At 67.7% G+C, this 19,988-nt stretch carries 19 protein-coding genes; 6 read left to right on the plus strand and 13 right to left on the minus strand.

Going from position 1 to position 19,988, the window contains the following annotated elements; genetic code table 11:
• Positions 1-63 precede the first annotated feature (63 nt).
• Complete coding sequence (locus BTE28158_RS05910) at positions 64-1,953, minus strand: sigma-54-dependent Fis family transcriptional regulator (protein ID WP_151047526.1); 1,890 nt, start codon at positions 1,951-1,953, stop codon at positions 64-66.
• Between the two features lie 197 nt (positions 1,954-2,150).
• On the opposite strand from BTE28158_RS05910, the gene BTE28158_RS05915 reads away from it, so the two are divergent.
• A complete protein-coding gene (locus BTE28158_RS05915; protein ID WP_239007203.1) occupies positions 2,151-2,426 on the plus strand; it encodes a DUF2964 family protein in 276 nt (91 codons plus the stop codon).
• 241 nt (positions 2,427-2,667) lie between these two features.
• Positions 2,668-2,955: a DUF1488 family protein gene (locus BTE28158_RS05920; protein ID WP_014898618.1), complete on the plus strand. Its 288-nt coding sequence runs from the start codon at positions 2,668-2,670 to the stop codon at positions 2,953-2,955.
• 152 nt (positions 2,956-3,107) lie between these two features.
• Here BTE28158_RS05920 and BTE28158_RS05925 read toward each other — a convergent pair whose 3' ends face one another.
• From BTE28158_RS05925 to BTE28158_RS05935, 3 genes are read right to left on the minus strand one after another with little or no spacing between them, the layout of a single operon-like run.
• Positions 3,108-3,971 carry an MBL fold metallo-hydrolase gene (locus BTE28158_RS05925; RefSeq protein ID WP_151047524.1) on the minus strand — a complete coding sequence of 288 codons (864 nt, stop codon included), beginning with the start codon at positions 3,969-3,971 and terminating at the stop codon, positions 3,108-3,110.
• Between the two features lie 3 nt (positions 3,972-3,974).
• A complete protein-coding gene (locus BTE28158_RS05930; protein WP_059600188.1) occupies positions 3,975-4,301 on the minus strand; it encodes a class III extradiol ring-cleavage dioxygenase family protein in 327 nt (108 codons plus the stop codon).
• A 13-nt stretch (positions 4,302-4,314) separates the two neighbouring features.
• Positions 4,315-4,845, minus strand: coding sequence for a sugar ABC transporter (locus BTE28158_RS05935; RefSeq protein ID WP_151047522.1), 531 nt, complete (start codon positions 4,843-4,845; stop codon positions 4,315-4,317).
• A 199-nt stretch (positions 4,846-5,044) separates the two neighbouring features.
• Between BTE28158_RS05935 and BTE28158_RS05940 the strand changes: the two genes are divergently transcribed.
• Positions 5,045-5,896, plus strand: a complete 852-nt coding sequence (locus tag BTE28158_RS05940) for a LysR substrate-binding domain-containing protein (protein WP_151047609.1) — start codon at positions 5,045-5,047, stop codon at positions 5,894-5,896.
• Positions 5,897-6,005: 109 nt separating this feature from the next.
• On the opposite strand, the gene BTE28158_RS05945 is transcribed toward BTE28158_RS05940, so the two are convergent.
• On the minus strand, positions 6,006-7,307 hold the full coding sequence (locus tag BTE28158_RS05945) for an NCS2 family permease (RefSeq protein WP_059600185.1): 1,302 nt from the start codon (positions 7,305-7,307) through the stop codon (positions 6,006-6,008).
• Positions 7,308-8,068: 761 nt separating this feature from the next.
• On the opposite strand from BTE28158_RS05945, the gene BTE28158_RS05950 reads away from it, so the two are divergent.
• Positions 8,069-8,347: a hypothetical protein gene (locus BTE28158_RS05950; RefSeq protein WP_006480752.1), complete on the plus strand. Its 279-nt coding sequence runs from the start codon at positions 8,069-8,071 to the stop codon at positions 8,345-8,347.
• A 173-nt stretch (positions 8,348-8,520) separates the two neighbouring features.
• Here the strand turns inward: BTE28158_RS05950 and BTE28158_RS05955 are convergent, their stop codons facing one another.
• From BTE28158_RS05955 to BTE28158_RS05975, 5 genes are all read right to left on the minus strand, one after another.
• Positions 8,521-8,895, minus strand: a complete 375-nt coding sequence (locus tag BTE28158_RS05955) for a DUF2917 domain-containing protein (RefSeq protein ID WP_059600333.1) — start codon at positions 8,893-8,895, stop codon at positions 8,521-8,523.
• Between the two features lie 251 nt (positions 8,896-9,146).
• Complete coding sequence (locus BTE28158_RS05960; RefSeq protein WP_059600184.1) at positions 9,147-9,434, minus strand: hypothetical protein; 288 nt, start codon at positions 9,432-9,434, stop codon at positions 9,147-9,149.
• Between the two features lie 88 nt (positions 9,435-9,522).
• Positions 9,523-10,428: a metal-dependent hydrolase gene (locus tag BTE28158_RS05965; protein ID WP_059600183.1), complete on the minus strand. Its 906-nt coding sequence runs from the start codon at positions 10,426-10,428 to the stop codon at positions 9,523-9,525.
• A gap of 34 nt (positions 10,429-10,462) precedes the next feature.
• The gene (locus BTE28158_RS05970) at positions 10,463-12,250 is read right to left on the minus strand and encodes an SDR family oxidoreductase (RefSeq protein WP_151047520.1); all 1,788 of its coding nucleotides are present in this window, start codon (positions 12,248-12,250) and stop codon (positions 10,463-10,465) included.
• Between the two features lie 49 nt (positions 12,251-12,299).
• Entirely contained in the window at positions 12,300-13,178 is an 879-nt protein-coding gene (locus tag BTE28158_RS05975; RefSeq protein WP_124622029.1) for a M24 family metallopeptidase, read from the minus strand.
• A 471-nt stretch (positions 13,179-13,649) separates the two neighbouring features.
• Between BTE28158_RS05975 and BTE28158_RS05980 the strand changes: the two genes are divergently transcribed.
• Positions 13,650-14,927 (plus strand): HAD family hydrolase, encoded by a 1,278-nt coding sequence (locus tag BTE28158_RS05980; RefSeq protein WP_151047518.1) that lies wholly within the window; start codon positions 13,650-13,652, stop codon positions 14,925-14,927.
• 99 nt (positions 14,928-15,026) lie between these two features.
• Here the strand turns inward: BTE28158_RS05980 and BTE28158_RS05985 are convergent, their stop codons facing one another.
• The 3 genes from BTE28158_RS05985 to BTE28158_RS05995 all read right to left on the minus strand — a co-directional run bounded on the left by BTE28158_RS05985 (position 15,027) and on the right by BTE28158_RS05995 (position 18,509).
• On the minus strand, positions 15,027-15,800 hold the full coding sequence (locus tag BTE28158_RS05985; RefSeq protein ID WP_124622025.1) for a slipin family protein: 774 nt from the start codon (positions 15,798-15,800) through the stop codon (positions 15,027-15,029).
• The gene (locus BTE28158_RS05990) at positions 15,797-17,353 is read right to left on the minus strand and encodes an NfeD family protein (protein WP_174919744.1); all 1,557 of its coding nucleotides are present in this window, start codon (positions 17,351-17,353) and stop codon (positions 15,797-15,799) included. Before BTE28158_RS05990 ends, BTE28158_RS05985 begins: the two co-directional genes overlap by 4 nt.
• A gap of 121 nt (positions 17,354-17,474) precedes the next feature.
• Positions 17,475-18,509: an AraC family transcriptional regulator gene (locus tag BTE28158_RS05995; protein WP_151050260.1), complete on the minus strand. Its 1,035-nt coding sequence runs from the start codon at positions 18,507-18,509 to the stop codon at positions 17,475-17,477.
• 137 nt (positions 18,510-18,646) lie between these two features.
• Here BTE28158_RS05995 and BTE28158_RS06000 point away from each other — a divergent pair, with 137 nt between their 5' ends.
• Positions 18,647-19,780 (plus strand): acyl-CoA dehydrogenase family protein, encoded by a 1,134-nt coding sequence (locus BTE28158_RS06000; RefSeq protein WP_124622021.1) that lies wholly within the window; start codon positions 18,647-18,649, stop codon positions 19,778-19,780.
• Positions 19,781-19,988: the final 208 nt, after the last annotated feature.

Genomic DNA, 19,988 nt, shown 5'->3' on the forward strand with positions numbered 1-19,988 from the left:
GCAAGCGGCAAGCATACCCGAAGGCGGCGCGGCCGGCGCCCGTCGGGCAGCCGGCCCGGGACGTCAGTGTCGGCGCAGGTAGCGGTACACGGTATTGCGCGCGAGCCCAAGCTCCCGCGCGGCGGCCGATACGTTGCCGCCGTGCCGCGCGAGCACCGCGTCGATCACCGCGGCCTGGTGGCTCTGCAGTGTCGTCGCTTCGCGCGTGTCGGCCGGTGCGGCCTGTGCCGCCGGTGTGTCGTCGCAGTCGAGCCAGAAATCGTCGGGCAGGTGCGCGAGCGTGATTTCGGCTTCGTCTTCGGCGAGCATGCCGGCCGTGCGCAGCACGTTGGTCATTTGCCGCAGGTTGCCGGGCCAGCGGTGCCGCATGAACGCGTCGAGCACGTCGGTCGCGAGGCGGCTCGGCATCGGCTCGCTGCGACCGAGCCGCGCGAGGATCCGCTCGACCAGTGCCGGCAGGTCGGTGCGCGCGGCGAGCGGCGGCAGTGTGACTGCGAGCCCGTTGATCCGGTAGAACAGGTCTTCGCGGAACGTGCCTTCGGCGATCATCGCACGCAGGTCGCGGTGGGTCGCGCAGACCACGCGCACGTCGACCGGCACCGCGCGTGCGCCGCCGAGCGGCATCACCGCGCGCTCCTGCAGCACGCGCATGAGCCTGACCTGCTGCGCGAGCGGCATGTCGCCGATTTCGTCGAGAAACAGCGTGCCGCCGTCGGCCTGCGCGATCTTGCCGGGGCTGCCGCGCTTGCGCGCACCGGTGAAGGCGCCGTCCTCGTAACCGAACAGTTCGGCCTCGATCAGCGAATCCGGCAGTGCCGCGCAGTTGACCGCGACGAACGGGCCGTCCGCGCGCGGCGATGCCTGGTGCAGCGCACGCGCGAGCCATTCCTTGCCGGTGCCGGTCTGGCCGAGGATCAGCAACGGCAGATCGCGTCCACGAATCTTCGCGACGCGTTCGAGCACGGCGGCCATCCGCGCATCGCCGGTGTCGAGCGTCGCGAACGTGATCGCGTCGGGGTCCGGAGCCCGCATGCGCACGGCGGGCGCGGGCGGCGTGACGGCGACGGCCGTCTTGTGCGCTTCCGCGAATTCGCAGCGTGCGAGCACGCGCACACCGGTCGACAGCGTGAGGCTGAACGGCGCGCCGGGTGCGCGGGCTGCCTGCTGCGCGAGCTGGCCGAAGTGCATGCCGAACAGCGCATCGCAGCCTTGATGCTGCAACGCATCGAAGGTCGCGCCGAGCTGGAATTGCGCGCTGCGGTTCGCGGCGATCAGCCCGCCGTCGGGGCCGAATGCGACGAGGCCGGCGAACAGCGAGTCGACGCAGTCCTCGTGGGCATGGAAGCGCAGCCGCAGTGCTTCCGCGCACTGGTTCGCGAACAGATGGTTCTCGATCAGCTGCGCGGACATCCGCACGAGCGCGAGCGTATGGGAGCTGAAGCCGCGCGGATCGCCGCTCACGTCGAGCGTGCCGAGCGTGCGGCCGAACGAGTCGATGATCGGCGCACACGAGCAGGTGAGGATATGGTTCGCGCGCAGGAAGTGCTCGGACCCGTGCACGGCGACCGCCTGGCCCGATGCGAGCGCGGTGCCGATCGCATTGGTGCCGCGTGCGCCTTCGGCCCACGACACGCCGGTGCACAGCGCGACGCGGTTCGCCTTTTCGATGAAGTCCGCGTCGCCGATGCTGTGCAGGATCACGCCGTCGGCGTCGGTGAGCAGCACGAGGCTTTGCGTGTCGGCGATCTGCGCGTGGAGGTTCTCCATCACCGGGCGCGCGTGTGCGAACAATGCGTGGTTCGTGTCGAGCAGTTCGCGCAGCGCGAGCCGCGACAGCGGCGAGAAATCGGGTTGCTCGTTGGCGCGCAGGCCGATCGCGGTCGAACGGGCATGCGCCTGCGCGAGCAGGTCGTTGCGGCCCGCGGTGGCGGGCAGCACGAAAGATTGAGGCATGTCTTGTCTCCTGTCGGCCCCAGTTGGCGCTTCAGCGCTTACTGGGGCTCCATGCTTCGCGGTCGCCCCGCCTTGACGCTGTGCGCCGCACCATCCGCCACCCGGGCCGCCGCTATCGATATCGCCTCATCATACAAGCGCCGCACGCGTTGTGCGACTGCGTACAAAAACCCCTTGCTTTTAAGCGCCCGCATGCAATGATGAAAGTGGAACGCGCACGCGCCGTGTTCCGCATCGCAACATGCATGCGACGTGACATGCATCCGTTCGGGAGACGCATCATGGTTCGGACGGAACTGAGAGTCGTGCTGGCGGCCATCGCCACCTTCATCATGCTGGGCGGCATCGCCGTCGCGATCCACGGTCTGTTGTTCGACCTGAGCGACGCGGTGCAATACGGGGCGGCCGCGATCGCGGTAGGCGCCACGACCGCCGCGATCGCACTGAACATCTGGCCCACCGATCCCCACTGACGCCACCCGGCAAACGGTGCCGGATGTCGCGCTGGTCTGATGAAAATACGCGTCGGAACGCCGCACATCGCAAAATTTGCCTCCTGCGCGAAACCGTCTAAAGTGGAATGCAACCGGCATGCGGTGTCCGCGCCATACCCCGTGGATCCTGCCTCTGCCGGCGAGCCCGCGTAAATTTTCGTCCGGCCGGTAGCGGACGATGGACGCGGTCATTTGCTTTCTACCGGACAAGGCGGCTCCCATGCAGATTCATTTCACGAATGAGAAGCCCGAATATTCGGGGCGCGACCTGATGCTTGGTTTCACGGCGCTGGTCAATGGCGAGCGCGTTCAATGTCAGATCACCGCCGAGGCGCTGGAGGATCATTTCGGTGCGGCATCGCCGCGCTTCGAGGACATGGTCGGTGCGTACGATCAGCACCGCGAGCGTATCGAGGCGGCCGCACGGCGGTTGCTGTCCGAGACGCGCGCGCAATGCGTGACGCTGCGCAGCGGCTACGTGCGCTTCTACGAAGCGAACTGGCGCTGAGCCGGGCGACCGGGCAGCGACGGAGCGGGCGCCGGATACCGGCGCCCGTGTCATATCGGCGCATGCTCGTCCGGTAGCGCGCTCGCCCGGAGCGGTGCGTGGCACGATTCGAGCATCGTGCGGCGCACTGGCGTGCGCGCGTTCCGTTTCGCTCAATCCGCCCCGCCAAGCACATACGCGCCGCCGGTTGCGCCATTCGTGCGCGCGATGCGTGCGAAGCCCGTGTCGGCGAGGTGCATGCCCGCAATCAGCAAGTTATCCGAAGCGACTTCGGCGAGCGTGGCCGCGCGCGTCGATGATGCCTGCGACGGATCGTGATCGAACGCGATCGACACGTCGGGGCGCGCAACCTGAATCGGCGCGAAATGCACGAGATCGCCCCAGATCAGCAGGCGCTCGCCGCGCGATTCGACGCGATAGCCGGTGTGGCCGGGCGTGTGCCCCGGCAGCGGGACCGCGACGATACCGGGCAGCACGTCGCCTGCCTCGATGGTGCGTAGATGCGCGCGATACACGTCGAACGTGCGCCGCGCGATCCGGAAATTGACGCGTGCGCGCTCGTTTGCCCGCTCGTACATGGCGTCGTCCAGCCAGAACGCACGTTCCCGTTCGTGAATGAGCACTTCCGCTTGCGGAAAGGCCGGATGTCCGTCCGTGTCGAGGAGGCCGCCGATGTGATCCGGATGCGCGTGCGTCAGCAGGACCGTGTCGATGTCGCGTGCATCGATGCCGGCTTGCGACAGCGACGGACGCAGCAGGCCGCCCCAGTTCCGGATGCCGCCGGCGCCGGTGTCGACGAGCACGGTCCGCCCGTTCCCGCGTATCACGTAGCAGTTGATGTTGACGTCGGACGGCGCGTGTATGCCGGCCCGGTGCATGATGCCGGTCGCGTCGTCGACGTCGATGTTCGACAGCAGGTCGAGGCCGGCCGTCAGCGTGCCGTCGCTGATCGCGATCACTGTGAAATCGCCGATCTGGCGACGCGGGAAGGAAGGGAGTTGAACAGGCGTGCTCACGGGTCAATGTCGGGCGTGAAGGTGGGTGGTGTCGTGGCCGAAGCAGCGGATGCGTGCGACGAATCCGGTGTGGCGAAGAATCTCGCGATCCAGTTCGGTCATGAACCGGTCCATCAGTTCAGGGGTGCGAAATGACGAGGTGCGAAAGCGGATCTCCGCGCTGACCGGATGTCCGCAGCCGTGCCGGACCGGGATGTACGCGACGTGGACCGTGCCGGGTGCGGCGCTCAGCACGTCGGTGCAGAGCCTCTCGCAGGCCGACGACAACGCGTCGAGCGCCGTGCTGGCCGGCATGCTCGCCTCGGGAATCAAGATCGTGACGCTGGGCATGGTCGGGCTCCGGTCAGCGTGCGGTTGCCGACGTCGGTGTGCTGACGAGTGGGTCACCCATCGGTGCATAGAGCCGGATCGCGGCATCGGACCCGAGCCGAGCCTGATCGTGCGTGAGGACGGCCAGCCAGCGCGCGGCCGGCCGCCGATCCAGCGCGACCGCATGCATGGCCGTGGCTGCGATCGCTGCTCGCGCGAACGGGGTGGGGTCGTCGCAAACGGCCAGCCATTGATGGCCGGAGACGGCCGGCGCGGGGGCCGCGCAGTCGTAGACGTTGCGGCGCCACTCGACGATGTGGGGCTGCCAGCACGCGAAATTGCCGCCGCCCTTGTCGCGATACTCGGCCGACGTCAGCACGTCCGGGCCGTCGATCGTATGCAGCGCGAGATAGACGGGGCCGTCGCCGCCGAGTGCGCGAAAGCGTTGCGACGTGCGGAAGCCGGATACGGAGATGAGCGCCGGCAGTTTGACGCGGCTGTAGAAGTCGTTCCACTCGGCTTCGACGGCGGGCTCGGCGATGCTGCATTCAACGGCATAGATCATGGTTTCTCCACGGGGGCGAGCGGCCTTCGGGGCCGATGGCTGCTCGACGGGTTGAGTTTTTGTCATGATAATGAGCCGATGGACGGCAGAAAAACGATGATTCGTCACCGTTCAATGACATTTGATCAAGCCATGACCGACGGCGGTCGGACCGGGAGCAATCGTGACGCGACGCAGGATTCCGAGCAATTCGGCATTGATGGCATTCGAGGCCGCGGCGCGGCATGGAAGCTTCGCGCGCGCCGCCGACGAACTGGCGTTGACGGAAGGCGCGATCAGCCGGCAGATCGGCCGGCTGGAGACGTTCCTGGGTGTCGCGCTGTTCGAGCGGGTCGGCAACCGCGTGCGGTTGGCGCCGAACGGCGTGCGCTACGCGGCGCAGGTTCGCGAAGTGCTGGACCGGCTCGAGCGCGACAGCCAGTACATGATGGGGCAGCCCGGTGACGGCGGCGGCGTCGATATCGCCGTGACGCCGACATTCGCGACGCGCTGGCTGATTCCGCGGCTCAAGGGATTCCAGACGCAGCATCCGAACATCACGGTGCATTTCGCCGATCGCGCGGAGCCGTTCGTGCTGGCCGGCAGCGGTTTCGATGCGGCGATTCACTTCGAGCATCCGGCCTGGGCCGGCATGCACACGTACCGGTTGTGCGAGGAGGTGCTGGTGCCGGTCTGCCATCCGTCGCTGCTCGCGGCCGGGCAGCCGGACGTATTGCTGGGCACGCTGCCGCGCCTGCACAAGCGCCAGACGCCTGATGCGTGGTCGGCGTACGTGCAGGAGACGGGGCTGCCGGTGAACAATCCGGCCGCCGGCGCACGCTACGATCTTTACTCGATGCTGATCGCGGCGGCGCTCGCCGGGCTCGGCGTCGCGCTGGTACCGCGCCTTTATGTCGACGCCGAGATCGCGCAAGGGTTGCTCGCGGCGCCCTGGCCCGACGGGCGGGGCGTGGTCAAGCGCTTCTGTCTCGTGTTGCCCGAGGCGCTGGAACTGGGCGAGGGGCCGTTGCAGACCTTCGCGCGCTGGGTGCTCCGGCAGGCGGAGGCTTGACCGGCGCTCGCTTGCGCCACCCCGCGTAGCCGAAACGAGAACAAAACGGAAACGCCACCCGAAGGTGGCGTTTTCGTTTCATCTTGCAGCGCACAGGGGCGCGCGTGCGTCACTCGCTGCCGAGATAGAAGAAGCGGAACAGGAACACGGCCGCGATGATCCACACGATCGGCTTGACCGTGCGGGCCTGGCCCGTCAGCAGCTTCAGGCCGCCGTATGCGATGAAGCCGAACGCGACGCCGTTCGCGATCGAGTAAGTGAACGGCATCAGCAGCGCGGTCAGCGCGGCCGGCACGGCTTCGGTCGCATCGTCCCACGGCACCTCGACCATCTCGCGCAGCATCAGGCACGACACGTACAGCAGTGCCGGTGCCGTGGCGTAGGCCGGCACGACGCCGGCGAGCGGCGCGATGAACAGGCACGCGAGGAACAGCACGGCGACGGTGATTGCCGTCACGCCCGTGCGGCCGCCGGCCTGCACGCCCGACGCGCTTTCGATGTACGCGGTGGTCGACGACGTGCCGAGCAGCGAGCCCGCGACGATCGCGGTGCTGTCGGCAAGCAACGCCTTGTTCAGGCGGTTCATCTTGCCCTCGACGAGCAGGCCCGCGCGGTTCGCGACGCCCATCAGCGTGCCGGTCGCGTCGAACAGTTCGACGAGGAAGAACACGAGGATCACGTTGATGATGCCGGTCGACAGCGCGGCGCCGATGTCGAGCTTGAACAGCGTCGCGTCGATCGACGGCGGCGCGGAGAACACGCCGTGGAACTGGTTGTCGCCGAAGAAGAACGACAGGATCGTGACGCCGATGATGCCGATCAGGATCGCGCCGCGCACGCGCAGGTGGTCGAGCGTGACGATCGTGAAGAAGCCGATGATCGCGAGGATCGTATCGTGCTTGTGCAGGTCGCCGAGCGTGACGAGCGTGGCGGGGTTGCCGACGATCACTCCCGAGGTCTTCAGCGAGATGATGCCGAGGAACAGGCCGATGCCGGCGGTGATCGAGATGCGCAGCGATTTCGGAATGCCGTTGACGATCGCCTCGCGCACGCGGAACAGCGTGACGAGCAGGAACAGGCAGCCGGAGATGAACACCGCGCCGAGCGCGGCCTGCCACGTGAAGCCCATCCCCTTGACGACCGTGTACGCGAAATATGCGTTCAGGCCCATGCCGGGCGCGCAGGCGATCGGGTAGTTCGCGTACAGCCCCATGATCATCGACGCCAGCGCAGCGACGAGGCAGGTCGCGACGAACACGGATTCCTTGGGCATGCCGGCATCGCCGAGGATCGCGGGGTTGACGAAGATGATGTAGGCCATCGTCAGGAACGTGGTGACGCCCGCGAGTATTTCGGTGCGGAAGTCGGTGCCGGCTTCGTCGAAGCCGAAATACCGCTTGATGGATTCCATGAAGGCGTTTCTCCGGTCGGGTTGTCGTGTTGCTTGTTGTTCGTGCCGAATTGTTGTAAGGCAGCGCGAGGCCGGCGTACTGTAACCAGCCACTATTGCGACGCTATCGGCGGATTGTAATAGCGCGGATAGCTCGGACGATATAGTTGCGGGGCACGATCGGCAGCGTTCGCGCGAACGGCTGGACAGGCCGGCCGCGCGAGGAAGGCGCGCATTTTACCGGTTCGGACGAGGCGGGCAGGTAGAAACGATGGAAACGATTCGACGACGGGCGGGCCGTGTCGGCCGATGCGGACGCAACGGCATGATCGACATGCGGGGGGCTGCCGCAACGCGACGGCATGCGACTGCAATGGCACGCCCGCACGAGGGGCGAACGCAGGACGGACGCAATACGTGCGCGAGCGCGCGCATGACCGGCGCGGGTGCGCGGCGGCATGCAGCAGCCATTCGTCAGTCCAGGCGGTTGCAGATATCGGCCTATCCTGCGCCGAAGCCGTCGCGTCCGCAACTGTCATTTCGCGGTGCGAGCCCGACTGTGGTTTCTGTGTAAAAGATTGCAAGACGTCATCGCGTTAACCGGCAAGTGTTTCTAGGATAGATACACCGCGCGCACACGCCGGCCAGATGTTGCCGACGCGGGGGAGTCGCAGTCCGTGCAGGCCGGGCGGTGAAGCGCGGTGACGGTCGTTGCGCATTCGGGCAGGCGCGACCGGTTGCGATTGCCCGATGCGGGTTCGCCCGTCATCACGGAGGTCAGCATGTTGAACTGGATCAGCCGTTGGGCGATGCGGCACGCCCCCACGCCGGAAAAAACCGCTGCATCGATGCTCGTGACGGCGCGCATGGAACTGTTCGCAGCCGAACAGCGCGTCATCGATGCGAAATTACAGGCGGATTACTGGCGTACGCGGGTGTCATTTCTCGAGGAGGTGCAAAAGCAAGGCATCGACCCGTGGGTGACCTCGCAGGCGGCGCAACGCCCCGACCTCGATTCCACGCCTCGCAGCACGGGCCCGCGTCTCGCCGCCAGCACCTGATGCACGTGATGCATGTGAGGGTTGCGCACGGCGCGCGATCGCACGCGGCACGCACGTGCGTGCCGCGTCATTCGATGCGCACCCGCGACGCGTTGCGTCGCGGGTGCGTCCGTTTCCGCATACGGTGATTCCGCGCGTTCCGGCATCCCCGCCGCGCGCGTGAGCGCGCATCGTCAATCCCGTCTTCGCCATCGTCCGGCGAGCAAACGTTGCATTCGCGCGAGCGTGCGCCTCAGCCGTTCGCCGCGCCTCACGTACGCCGTCGTGATCGACGCTTCGGCCGGCCGGTCGTCATCGGTGCCGAGCCAGATGCGATCGCCGCGCGCGATGCGCAGCACGTCGCCGGGTTGTACCCAGTAGTCGTCGACGCTCGGCGGCCGCGTGATCCACAGCGGTGCGCCGTGCGCGCGAATTTCCGCATCGCTTGGCGCGCGCCAGGTCAGTGTCGTGCGCGGCGCGACCGCGAAGCGGATCACGACGGTCGGTAACGCGATCGCACCGACGCGGCGCGAATCGGGACGGTCGAACAACGGGCTTGCCTGGTCCATCGTCTGCTCCATTCGTTGAGCCGGACGGATGACGCGCACCAGAACAAAAAGGCCTCATCCGTTTCCGGTGAGGCCTTGTGTGACATGCGGTACTGCTCGGATGCTAACGCACAAGCGCCTCCCGTGATCCATTCTTTCGAATGTTCACCGGGCAATGATTCGCGATGGCGATGAGCTTGAACGTAGGCATGCGAACGAGTTTGTCGATGTCGTACGGCGTTGTCAACGACTATTTTCGAGATTTGCGACGATCACGCGTCGCGCTGGGCGAGGCCGTTGACGAGCAGTTCGGACAACAGGCCGGTCATCCCGTTCGGATGGGTGGCGGCGCGTGCCTTCAGCTGTTCGACGAGTTCGGCGTTCAGCTTGCACGCGAACGGCACGAGACCCTGTTCCTGGTCGAGCTTGCGCTGCGCGCGGCGGTCGAGCTTCGCTGCGTCCTCGGCAGCCTTGCCGAAGCGGGCGGAGCTGGACTGCTTCATCGCGTGCGTCAGCTTGAGCGCCTTGTTCTTTTCTAGATCGGTTTTCTTCATGGCCATCGCGGCACCTCCGGGAAATGAAGCCGCGATTGTACGCATTTCGGCCGGCGCCCCGCCGAAACCGTCGCGAACCCGCTTGCGGACCCGGTCATGCGCCCTTCGTCGTGCCCCAGTTGCCGCCATGCGCGGCCGCTTGCGCGGCCGGCGAGCGCGCCAGATACGCAAGCGCCTGCTCGGTCGAGCCTTCGTGGTGCGGCGTATAGCCCGGCTTGAAATAGCGCAACGCCGCGCCGATCACTTTCCAGAACGACGGCAGGTGCCCGCGTCGAGAACCCTTCCACCACGACAGCACGAAACCCGGGTAGCGGCCGGCGGCGGGATCTCGCCGGTACATGAATTTCGCGCCGCTCGTGATGAAGTAGAGCAACAGCACGATCACGAACGCCATGTGCACGCAGCGCTCCGGATAGTTGCCGCCCATGTGGTTGTAGATGTCGAACGCGACGGTCCGGTGTTCGACTTCCTCCGCGCCGTGCCAGCGCAGCAGGTCGACCATCGTCGGGTCGGCACGGCCTTCGTCGAGCCCGTGCGCATTGAGCACCCAGTTGCCGAGATAGCCGAAGAAATGTTCGAGCGATGCGATCACCGCGAGCTGCTGACGCAGCCAGAAACGCGTATGGCCGATCTTCAGCCCGAACGGCGCTTCGCCCAGCACGCGCGTAAACAGCCAGTTCAGCTTCTGCGTGAACGGCTTCGTGTCGATCCCGTGCCGGTCGTAGTAATGCTTGAGCACGCCGCCGTGCGAGCGCGAATGCACGGCTTCCTGGCGCAGGAAGCCTTCGGCTTCGTCGCGCAGGCGCGCATCGGTGATGTTCGGCAGTGCCTTGTTGTACACGCGGCAGAACCACAGTTCGCCCTCCGGGAACAGCAGGTTCAGCGTGTTGATGATGTGCGTGCTGCCCGGGTCGTTTGGCACCCAGGTGATCGGCGTGTCGCTGAAGTCGAACTTCACGTGCCGGGCCTTGATCTTGTGATAGTCGGCGGTAGAGGTCATCTGTGTCTCCGTTTCCGTGCGGCGCGCCGCGCCGTCAATGCGATGCCATGCTGACGCGGGCAAGCACCCGCCCGAGCCACGGCATGAAGCGGCCGACGAAGCGCAGCGCGTGCGCCTCGGTGCCGACGGCCACGACCGGCCGGTTGCGCAGCACGCCGTCGACCATCGCCTGCGCGACGGTTTCCGGCTTCAGGCCGCGCATCTGGTACAGCTTCGTCGCGCGTTTGCGCAGCCGCGCCTCGTCCTGTGCGCTGGCGCCCGCGTATTGCGTCGACGCCATGATTCCGGTTTCCGCGAAGCCGGGGCAGACGGCCGTCACGCCGATGCCTTTTTCCGCGAGTTCCGCGCGCATGCATTCGCTGAGCATCAGCACGGCGGCCTTCGTCGTCGCGTACGCGGGCAGGTCGCGCGACGGCCCGAACGCGGCGGCCGACGCGGTGTTGACGATGTGGCCGCCCGTGCCGCGCGCGGCCATCTGCTGCGCGAACAGCCGCGAGCCGTGGATCACGCCCCACAGGTTCACGTGCAGGATGCGCTCCCAGTGCCGCTCGCTGGTGTCGAGAATGCCGCCGGCCATGCCGATGCCCGCGTTGTTGATCACGACGTCGGCGCCGCCGAGTTCGCTGCCGACCCATGCTGCGAGCGCTTCCATCTCGTCGGCGGAGCCGACGTCCACGCGTTTTGCATGCGCCTGCGCGCCGGTGAGTCCGAGCAGCAGGGCGGTGCGCTCGGCGCTCGCGAGATCGATGTCGCACGCGACGACGGTCGCGCCTTCACGGGCAAATGCGAGTGCCGCGCAGCGGCCGATGCCGCTGCCCGCGCCGGTGACGACCGCGACCTTGCCGCTGAAGCGGCCGCTGGTCGCGCGGCGGCGTGCGTTCGCGAGCGCGGGCGGCTCGTCGCCCGATTCGACCGCGTCGATCAACTGTTCGGCGAGGTCCGCGAAGCGCGCGGGATCGGCGAGCGGCAGCCAGTGGCCGGCCGCGACTTCGCGGCGGTAGTACTGCGGCACCCAGCGCGACAGGTTCTCGGACAGCGCCGGGCTCACGTACTTGTCGCCGAGCGGCACGATCGTCTGCACCGGCGCGTGCGCGTAGCGCTCGCGCGGCGCGAACAGGCAGCGGATGAAGTTCGCGCGATAGAGGCGTACGCCGCGCGCGCCGTCGTCGGCCTGCGTCGCGCGCGGCGTGGCGGGGGTCTTCTCGACCCGGCGCAGCAGGCCCGGCCATGCGCGGCCGAGCCACAGCTGCCAGCCGAGCTCGGGGATGAACGGCAGATGGAACAGATACACGTACCACGAGCGCACGAGCTGCCCGCCGAGCCTGGCTAACGACGTGGGCGTCGGATGCAGCACGCGTTCGCGCAGCCAGAAGCCGACGTGGTCGAGGCACGGCCCCGAGCACGACGTGTACGACGCGATGCGGCCGGCGAGCCGCGGATCCGTGACGAACTCCCAGCCCTGGATCGAGCCCCAGTCGTGCGCGATCAGGTGCACCGCGCGGCCGGGGCAGAGCGCGTCGATCACCGCGATGAAGTCGTCGGTCAGCTTCGCGAGGTGGTAGTCGGCCGTGCGCTTGGGCGCGCCGGACAGGCCCGCGCCGCGCACGTCGTAGGCGATCACGTAGTGCTTGCGCGCGAGCAGCGGCGCGACCTGCTGCCAGACGCTGCTGTCGTCGGGGTAGCCGTGCACGAGCACGACCGGCGAGCGGGCCGGGTCGCCCCAGGTCCTGACCGCGAGCGTCAGGTCGCCGGAGGCGACGGCCGTCTCGCTGTGAACCGATTCGAACAGGGCCAGCGGCGCTTCATCGGAAAGAGGCTGCATCGTGAGTCCGTCGTTCAGGGATTCGGGAAGAGGGCGAGACGCGTGCGTGTCAGGCGACGGCCTGCATGCGTTCGGCCTGGCGGCGCTGCCGACGGCGCACGTGCGGCAGGTCGTCGTCGAGCCAGTACGCGTCGTCGTCGGTGATCACCAGCAGTTCCTCGAATTTCGCGCCGACGCCGGCGAAGCCGAGATGCGGCTCCACGGCCCACAGGCCCGGCACCGGCGCGTGTTCGGAGCGGCGGTCGATCGACCACAGCGGCGACCAGCCTTGCTGCTTCGCCGCGCGGCCCTGGTCGAGCAGCAGGTTGCGCGTCGCGTTCAGCCCGAAGCGCGCGACGAAGCGCGGTGTCGACAGCTTGTGGATCTTCGCGACGCGATGCGCGAGCACCTTGAACGGATACGCCTTGTGGCGCGGCTCGACGCCCTGGCGGCGGCACAGCGCGTCCACTGCCTGCGCGACCTCGGCCATCGGGCGGCGCTCCTTCACGAGCCGCACGATCATGTCGCGATGGTCCATCAGGTCGTCCTGCAACTGTTCAAGGATGGGGTTGTGGCCGAGGCAGTGCGCGTAGCCGACGTCGGCCACGATGCCGTCGAGCACCGGCGCGACGTCGAGGATCACGGGCATGTCGGTCTCGAGCTGGCGGTTGCTCGGGAAGAACGCGAGGTTGAAGCCGCCCATGTGCTTCAGGCCGGAGAAACCTTCGAACGCGGTGCGGTCGCCGAACCACGCGAACGGCTTGTGCAGCCAGTCGTGCACGCCGTTGTCGCGCAGCCATTCGGTCAGCAGGCGCGCGGCTTCCTTCTCGGTGATGCCGGGATAGAGCATCGCGCCGACGGTCTCGACGCAGCGATAGGCAAGCTGCTGGACCGCGCGGAATTGCGGCAGCTCGTCGAGATGGACTTCCGGCAGCGGATGGTCGGGCATGAGGCGTCTCCATGTGTCGGCCCGCGTTCGCGCTTCGGCGACGCGGGGCCTGTTCAAGGCTGGGGCGCTGATCCGGAATCCATTCGCCGGTGATCCAGGGCGAATTATTCAGCCAGCATTTAATGTGTCATTGATCGATGTAAAGATCATAGCCGGTTCGACGTGGCGCGGAGGTGAGGGCTTCTCCTAATGAAGGCCGAAATGGAGGGGAAGCTCTAGGTTTCCGGCGGTCGGGGCCGGATGGCTGTCGCCGCGCGCGTGTCCCGTGCGGGGGAGCCGGCCGGCGTGCGCCCCGCGCGGTGCCGACGCAGGCCCGGCATGTCGCACCGGATCAACTCCCCGTCGTGTCGTGGCGAGACGCTGTCAAATTGCCGAAATAATTTCGTCACATCATTCGCCCCCGATTCGAAGCCTTTCCGGCTTCGCGGGGCTATGACCCAAGCCGATTCGACAATTCCACGGAGAGAGACCATGCAACGCCGCAAGTTCATGAACACCCTTGCCGCGGCGGCCGCTGCGACGCCGCTGATGCTCAAGGCCGGCATGGCCGGCGCGAAGAGCGCAACCGCGCCGGACGCGCTGGACCCGGGCCGCTGGTCGCCGTTCAACGCCGCGCGCCTGCAGGCGGTGCTCGACCAGCATGGCGTCGCGAGCGCGCGCTACGACGGAAAGCGCCGCCCGTATGCGGTATTCGACTGGGACAACACGTGCATCATGAACGACTGCGAAGAGGCGTTGCTGATGTACCAGATCAACCATCTGCAGTACAAACTGACACCGGACGAGTTCGTCGATGTGATGTGGAAGGACGTGCCGAAGGGCGCGTTCATGAAGGACTACACGACCGTCGACGGCAAGCCGGTGACGATGGAGGATCTCGCCGCCGACGTCGAGTCCGACTACCGCTGGCTCCATGCGAACTACAAGGGCCTCGGCGGCGACAAGAGCCTCGACGAGATTCGCGAGACCGACCAGTTCAAGGACTTTCGCGCGAAGCTGTACTTCATGTACGACGCGATCTGCGACACGCATCCGCTCGAAGTCGGCTACAAGTGGATCATCTACTTCTACAAGAACATGACGACCGCCGAGCTGCAGGCGATGGCGGAAGCGTCGAACAACTACGGTATCGGCGACGCGCTGCGCAAGGTCCGTTACGAAAGCCCGAAGGCGCTGCCTGGCAAGGCCGGCGTGGTGGCCGACACGCATTTCCATGGCATCCGCATTCACGAGGAAATCCGCGCGGTGATGCATACGCTGCGTGCGAATGGCATCGACGTGTACGTGAGCACCGCGTCGCTCGACGATGTCGTGCGCGTATTCGCCGGCAATCCGAACTATGGCTACGGCGTGGCGCCCGAGAACGTGATCGGCCTGCGGCTCGACATGCAGGACGGCAAATACACGAGCACCTATCCGGCCGGCTGGCATTTCAACTGGGGGCCCGGCAAGACGGTGGGCATCCGCAACGTCCTCGCATCGAAGAAAGGCTACGGCCCGCTGCTGGTGTTCGGCGACAGCGACGGCGACGCATGGATGCTGCGCGACTTCAAGGACACCGCGGCCGGTGTGATCGTCAACCGGATGAAGAAGGGCGAGATCGGCGCGGACAGCAAGCTCGCGGCCGAACAGATCGGCAACCGGGACGCCCGCTTCCTGCTGCAGGGCCGCGACGAGCACACGGGCCTGATGATTCCGGACGAGAAGTCGATCAAGTACGGCAAGACCGACCGCAAGCTGCTGGCCTGACGCGGGCCGGGCGCCGGGCCACCGCGGCCTGGCGCCCGTCGGCATCGGCATCGGCTGCGGCTGCGGCTGCGTCGTCGTGCGGGCCGGCGCCCGCGCGACTCAATGCTCGCGCGGCGGGCCCAACCGGTCCAGCAGCGCCCCCAGCAGATCGATCGGCAGCGGAAACACGATCGTCGAGTTCTTGTCCGCCGCGATCGTCGTCAGCGTCTGCAGATAGCGCAGCTGCATCGCCTGCGGCTCCTGCGCGAGCCGCTGCGCGGCCTGCAGCAGTTTCTCCGACGCCTGCAGCTCGCCCTCCGCATGAATCACCTTCGCGCGCCGTTCGCGCTCGGCCTCGGCCTGCCGCGCGATCGCGCGCACCATCGTCTCGTTCAGGTCGACGTGCTTGATCTCGACCGTCGACACCTTGATCCCCCACGCATCCGTTTGCGCGTCGAGCGTCTTCTGGATGTCGGCGTTCAGCTGCTCGCGCTCGGCCAGCAGCGCATCGAGCTCGTGCTTGCCCAGCACCGAGCGCAGTGTCGTCTGCGAGAGCTGGCTCGTCGCGTCGAAGAAGCGCGCGACCTGGATCACGGCCTTCTCCGGATCGACGACGCGGAAATACACGACCGCATTCACCTTCACCGACACGTTGTCGCGCGTGATCACGTCCTGCGGCGGCACGTCGAACACGACGGTGCGCAGGTCGATCCGCACGACCTGCTGGACGATCGGGATGATCAGCACGAGCCCCGGCCCCTTTACTTTCCAGAAGCGGCCGAGCATGAACACCACGCCGCGCTCGTACTCGCGAAAGATGCGGATCGACGATGCGACGAGCACCACGACGAAGACGATCAGGACGCTGCTGAAGCCAAACGTGTAGCCCATCATGACGGTGCTCCCTGGTGTTGTTGTTCGTGTGCCGGCACGTCGTAGAGCGGTGCGACCGTGAGCGTCAGCCCCTGGCGGCCGGTGACGCGCACGCGGCAGCCCGCGGCGAGCGGCACGCTGCTCGCGACGCGCCAGCGCTCGCCATGCACGCGCGCCCAGCCCGCGGCCGATGGTGCGGGGCCGGCCGCGCCGTGCGGCTGGTCGGCCTGCAAACCGTCGTCGAGCACTTCGCCGATGCTGCCGACCATCGCCTCGGCGCCCGTCACGACCGGCTGCCGCCGCGCGCGCAGCGCGACGCTCGACACGCCCGCGACGAGCAGCCCGCCGCCGAGCGCGAGGCTCCCGATCACGGGCCACGGAATACCGTAGCCGGGCACGTCGGTATCGATCAGCATCAATGCGCCGATGGTGAACGACACGATTCCGCCGAAACCGAGCACGCCGAAGGTCGGCAGGAACGCCTCGGCGACGAGGCAGCCGAGCCCGAGCAGCACGAGCCCGAGGCCCGCATAGCTGATCGGCAGCAATTGCATCGCGAACAGCCCGATCAGCAGGCAGATGGTGCCGGCGACGCCCGGCAGCACGAACCCGGGATTCGCGAATTCGAAGAAGAGACCGTAGATGCCGATCGTCAGCAGGATCAGCGCGACGTTCGGATCGGCAATGATCGACAGGAAGCGGCTGCGCCAGTCGGGCGCGAGCACGACGAGCGGCGCATGCGCGGTCGCGACGTGCAGCGTGCCGGCCGTCGTCGTCACGGTGCGACCGTCGACTTGGCGCGCGAGGTCGGCCGGGTCCTGCGCGATCAGGTCGACGACATGCTGCGCGCGCGCCTCGGTCGCGGACAGGCTCAATGCCTCGCGCACCGCGCGCTCGGCCCATGCGGCATTGCGTCCGCGCAACTGCGCGAGGCCGCGGATGTACGCGGCGGCGTCCTGGGTCGCCTTGCGGATCTCGGTCGACTGCGTATCGTTCGGCAGCTCGGCCGGCGTCGCGGATGCACCGGCAGCACCCGATGCCCCGGCTGGCGGCGCCCGGGGCGCGCCTGGCGTCCCCGGCGCGCCACCGCCGATCCCGAACTGCACCGGCGACGCCGCGCCGAGATTGGTGCCGGGCGCCATCGCGGCGATGTGGCTCGCGTAGACGATATAGGTACCGGCGCTCGCGGCCCGTGCGCCACCCGGCGCGACGAACGCGGCGACCGGCACCGGCGAGCCGAGGATCGCCTTGATGATCTGCCGCATCGACGTGTCGAGCCCGCCGGGCGTATCGAGTTGCAGGATCGCGAGCGGCGCGTGCTCGCGCGCCGCGCGCTCGAGCGAGCGGACGATGAAGTCGGCGCTGGCCGGCCCGATCGCGCCGTTGACCGGAATCACGAATACCGGCGGCGCGGCCGCGGGTGCGGCGGCGGGGGGCGGGGCGGCAACCGCCGCGCACACGACGAGCAGCGCCGCGAACAGCGCGGCGCGCGCGACCCGCGCGGACAGCGGGTGACGGGGACGGCCGCCGGGCGATGCAGGTGCCGGCGGCGGCCCATGACGGTGAATGCGCATCGGGGCGTCCGGGTGGCGCGCAGCCGCACGCCGTCCGGCTCGCGTAAAGGGCGTTGGCCCGATGATTGAAGATTAGGCGGTTTCGGCGGAAAGCGCGAAGGTGGGGCGGCGCGCCGCTGATTCAGCCGGCGCCGCCGCCGCGCGCGAGCGCTTCTTTCCGGTATTCGGCCGGGCTGCGCCCGCTCCATTTGCGAAACGCGCGGTAGAACGCGCTCGGTTCCGCGAAACCGGTGGCCGCCGCGACGTCGGCGATGGTTCGCGACGGATCGGCCAGCGCCTCGAACGCGAGGTCGCGCCGCAGCGTGTCCTTGATCGACTGGTACGCGTGGCCTTCCTGGTGCAGCTTGCGGCGCAGCGTCGCCTCGGCCACGTGCAGCCGCGCGGCCATCCCGTCGGCGCCGGGCCACGCGGCGGGCGGCATGCCGCGCAGCACCGTGCGCACGCGTTGCGCGAGCGCGTTCGGGTTGCGGTACTTGACGATGAAGCTGGCCGGCGCGTTGCGCAGGAACGTTTTCAGCGTCCTGGCGTTCTGCACCACCGGCAGCGTTGCGAATTCGGGATCGAAATCGACATACGAATCGGGCTGGTTGAACCGCATGTCGTCGCACAGCATCGACGGGTATTCGTGGTCGGCCGGCGGCGTGTCGCAACGGAAGCTCGCGTGGAGCAGCGGGATGCGTCGCCCGATCAACCAGCAGGTGAGCCCGTACACGATGATGAAATAGGTCGCGTACGTGAACATCGCGGGCGTCGCGGTGCCGTTGCGGTGCACAAAACGCAGCCGCACGCGCTGCGGGTTGGCGTCGAGCTCCGCGTGCAGGTCGTCGAGCACGCAGTGCATGAAATTCACCGCGCGCGCCATCGCGTGCAGCCCGTCCTTCGCGGACAGCGCAGCCTGGCTCATCGCGATGAAGCTGCCGTTGCGCATCGGGTGGCGATCCTGCCCGAAAAACTCGTCGTCGAGCGCGCGCGCGATGGCGTTCCACAGCGCCCCGTATTGCTGCGCGGACACCCGCGCACGCGGCTGCGCGAGCAGCGCGGGCGCGATGCCGGCTTGCGCGAGCAGCGGCTCGGCCGCGACGCCGCGCCGGGTGGCGAGCGCGACGCTGTAGGCGACGAGGCTGATCGCGACGGTTCCCTTGTCTTCCTGCTTCATCGAAGCCGCCGGTATGGCAAAAACGCTCAGTGTAAATGAGCGGCGCGAGCATCGAACAGTCGCGCGCGCTTGCCTACACTTGTTGCATCGAAACGAAAGGTCGGTCGCCGCACGCGGCCGCAGGAGACAGCAGCGCCATGGACGAGCTTTACACCGAAGACCAGCGGATGATCCGCGACGCCGCGCGTGCTTTTGCCACCGAGGTGCTGGCACCGAACGCCGCGCAGTGGGACCACGACGCGCACCTGCCCGACGCCGTTGTGGCGCAGCTCGGCGAACTCGGCCTGCTCGGGATGATCGTGCCGCAGGAGCTGGGCGGCGCGTACACGGATTACGTCGCCTACGCGCTGGCGATAGAGGAAATCGCCGCCGGCGATGCCGCGTGCGCGACGCTGATGAGCGTGCACAACTCGGTCGGCTGCGGGCCGATCCTCGGTTTCGGTACGCCCGCGCAGAAGGATCGCTGGCTGGCCGAGATGGCGGCGGGCCGCATCATCGGTGCGTTCTGCCTGACCGAGCCGCAGGCCGGCTCCGAGGCGAACAATTTGCGTACGCGGGCCGAACTGCGCGACGGCAAGTGGGTGCTGAACGGCGCGAAGCAGTTCGTGACCAACGGCCAGCGCGCCGGGGTCGCGATCGTTTTTGCCATGACCGACCCGGAAGCCGGCAAGCGCGGCATTTCCGCGTTCCTGGTGCCGACCGACACGCCGGGCTTCATCGTCGGCAAACCGGAAAAGAAGATGGGCATCCGCGCATCCGACACATGCCCGATCACGTTCGAGAACTGCGCGATTCCGGAAGAAAACCTGCTCGGCAATCGCGGCGAAGGGCTGAAGATCGCGCTGTCGAACCTGGAAGGCGGGCGCATCGGCATTGCCGCGCAGGCGCTCGGCATCGCGCGCGCCGCGTTCGACAAGGCGCGCCGCTATGCGCGCGAGCGCGTGCAGTTCGGCAAGCCGATCGCCGAGCATCAGGCGATCCAGCAGAAGCTGGCCGACATGGCCACGCAGATCAACGCGGCGCGCCTGCTCGTGCATCACGCGGCAAAGCTGCGCACGGCGGGGCTGCCGTGCCTGTCCGAAGCATCGCAGGCGAAGCTGTTCGCGTCCGAGATGGCCGAGCGCGTGTGTTCGGACGCGATCCAGATCCACGGCGGTTACGGCTACCTCGTCGATTACGAAGTCGAGCGTCACTATCGCGACGCGCGCATCACGCAGATCTACGAGGGCACCAGCGAAGTGCAGCGGATGGTGATCGCGCGAGAGCTTTGAGTCCTGAATCGCGACGCGCGCTCCACCGACAAGCACGCGAAGAACCAGACAGGCAGGCAAACAGGCAGGGCACGAAGGCAGCGCGGCAAACGCGGCACGCAACGACGTGACCGTGCGCCGCGCGACACGGAACCGGGCATGCGCTGCAGCACATGCACTGGACCGACCGCACGAGGCATGGGATGAGAGCAAGCGTTGATGCGCCGAC

This window comes from Burkholderia diffusa (assembly GCF_902499115.1).
Taxonomy (GTDB): domain Bacteria; phylum Pseudomonadota; class Gammaproteobacteria; order Burkholderiales; family Burkholderiaceae; genus Burkholderia; species Burkholderia diffusa.

What these genes read in the sequence shown, in the direction of transcription:
- BTE28158_RS05910 (WP_151047526.1), bottom strand. Translation starts at nt 1,953, where the DNA reads ATGCCTCAATCTTTCGTGCTGCCCGCCACCGCGGGCCGCAACGACCTG.
- BTE28158_RS05915 (WP_239007203.1), top strand. Translation starts at nt 2,151, where the DNA reads ATGATGAAAGTGGAACGCGCACGCGCCGTGTTCCGCATCGCAACATGC.
- BTE28158_RS05920 (WP_014898618.1), top strand. Translation starts at nt 2,668, where the DNA reads ATGCAGATTCATTTCACGAATGAGAAGCCCGAATATTCGGGGCGCGAC.
- BTE28158_RS05930 (WP_059600188.1), bottom strand. Translation starts at nt 4,301, where the DNA reads ATGCCCAGCGTCACGATCTTGATTCCCGAGGCGAGCATGCCGGCCAGC.
- BTE28158_RS05935 (WP_151047522.1), bottom strand. Translation starts at nt 4,845, where the DNA reads ATGATCTATGCCGTTGAATGCAGCATCGCCGAGCCCGCCGTCGAAGCC.
- BTE28158_RS05940 (WP_151047609.1), top strand. Translation starts at nt 5,045, where the DNA reads ATGGCATTCGAGGCCGCGGCGCGGCATGGAAGCTTCGCGCGCGCCGCC.
- BTE28158_RS05945 (WP_059600185.1), bottom strand. Translation starts at nt 7,307, where the DNA reads ATGGAATCCATCAAGCGGTATTTCGGCTTCGACGAAGCCGGCACCGAC.
- BTE28158_RS05950 (WP_006480752.1), top strand. Translation starts at nt 8,069, where the DNA reads ATGTTGAACTGGATCAGCCGTTGGGCGATGCGGCACGCCCCCACGCCG.
- BTE28158_RS05955 (WP_059600333.1), bottom strand. Translation starts at nt 8,895, where the DNA reads ATGGACCAGGCAAGCCCGTTGTTCGACCGTCCCGATTCGCGCCGCGTC.
- BTE28158_RS05960 (WP_059600184.1), bottom strand. Translation starts at nt 9,434, where the DNA reads ATGGCCATGAAGAAAACCGATCTAGAAAAGAACAAGGCGCTCAAGCTG.
- BTE28158_RS05965 (WP_059600183.1), bottom strand. Translation starts at nt 10,428, where the DNA reads ATGACCTCTACCGCCGACTATCACAAGATCAAGGCCCGGCACGTGAAG.
- BTE28158_RS05970 (WP_151047520.1), bottom strand. Translation starts at nt 12,250, where the DNA reads ATGCAGCCTCTTTCCGATGAAGCGCCGCTGGCCCTGTTCGAATCGGTT.
- BTE28158_RS05975 (WP_124622029.1), bottom strand. Translation starts at nt 13,178, where the DNA reads ATGCCCGACCATCCGCTGCCGGAAGTCCATCTCGACGAGCTGCCGCAA.
- BTE28158_RS05980 (WP_151047518.1), top strand. Translation starts at nt 13,650, where the DNA reads ATGCAACGCCGCAAGTTCATGAACACCCTTGCCGCGGCGGCCGCTGCG.
- BTE28158_RS05985 (WP_124622025.1), bottom strand. Translation starts at nt 15,800, where the DNA reads ATGATGGGCTACACGTTTGGCTTCAGCAGCGTCCTGATCGTCTTCGTC.
- BTE28158_RS05990 (WP_174919744.1), bottom strand. Translation starts at nt 17,353, where the DNA reads ATGCGCATTCACCGTCATGGGCCGCCGCCGGCACCTGCATCGCCCGGC.
- BTE28158_RS05995 (WP_151050260.1), bottom strand. Translation starts at nt 18,509, where the DNA reads ATGAAGCAGGAAGACAAGGGAACCGTCGCGATCAGCCTCGTCGCCTAC.
- BTE28158_RS06000 (WP_124622021.1), top strand. Translation starts at nt 18,647, where the DNA reads ATGGACGAGCTTTACACCGAAGACCAGCGGATGATCCGCGACGCCGCG.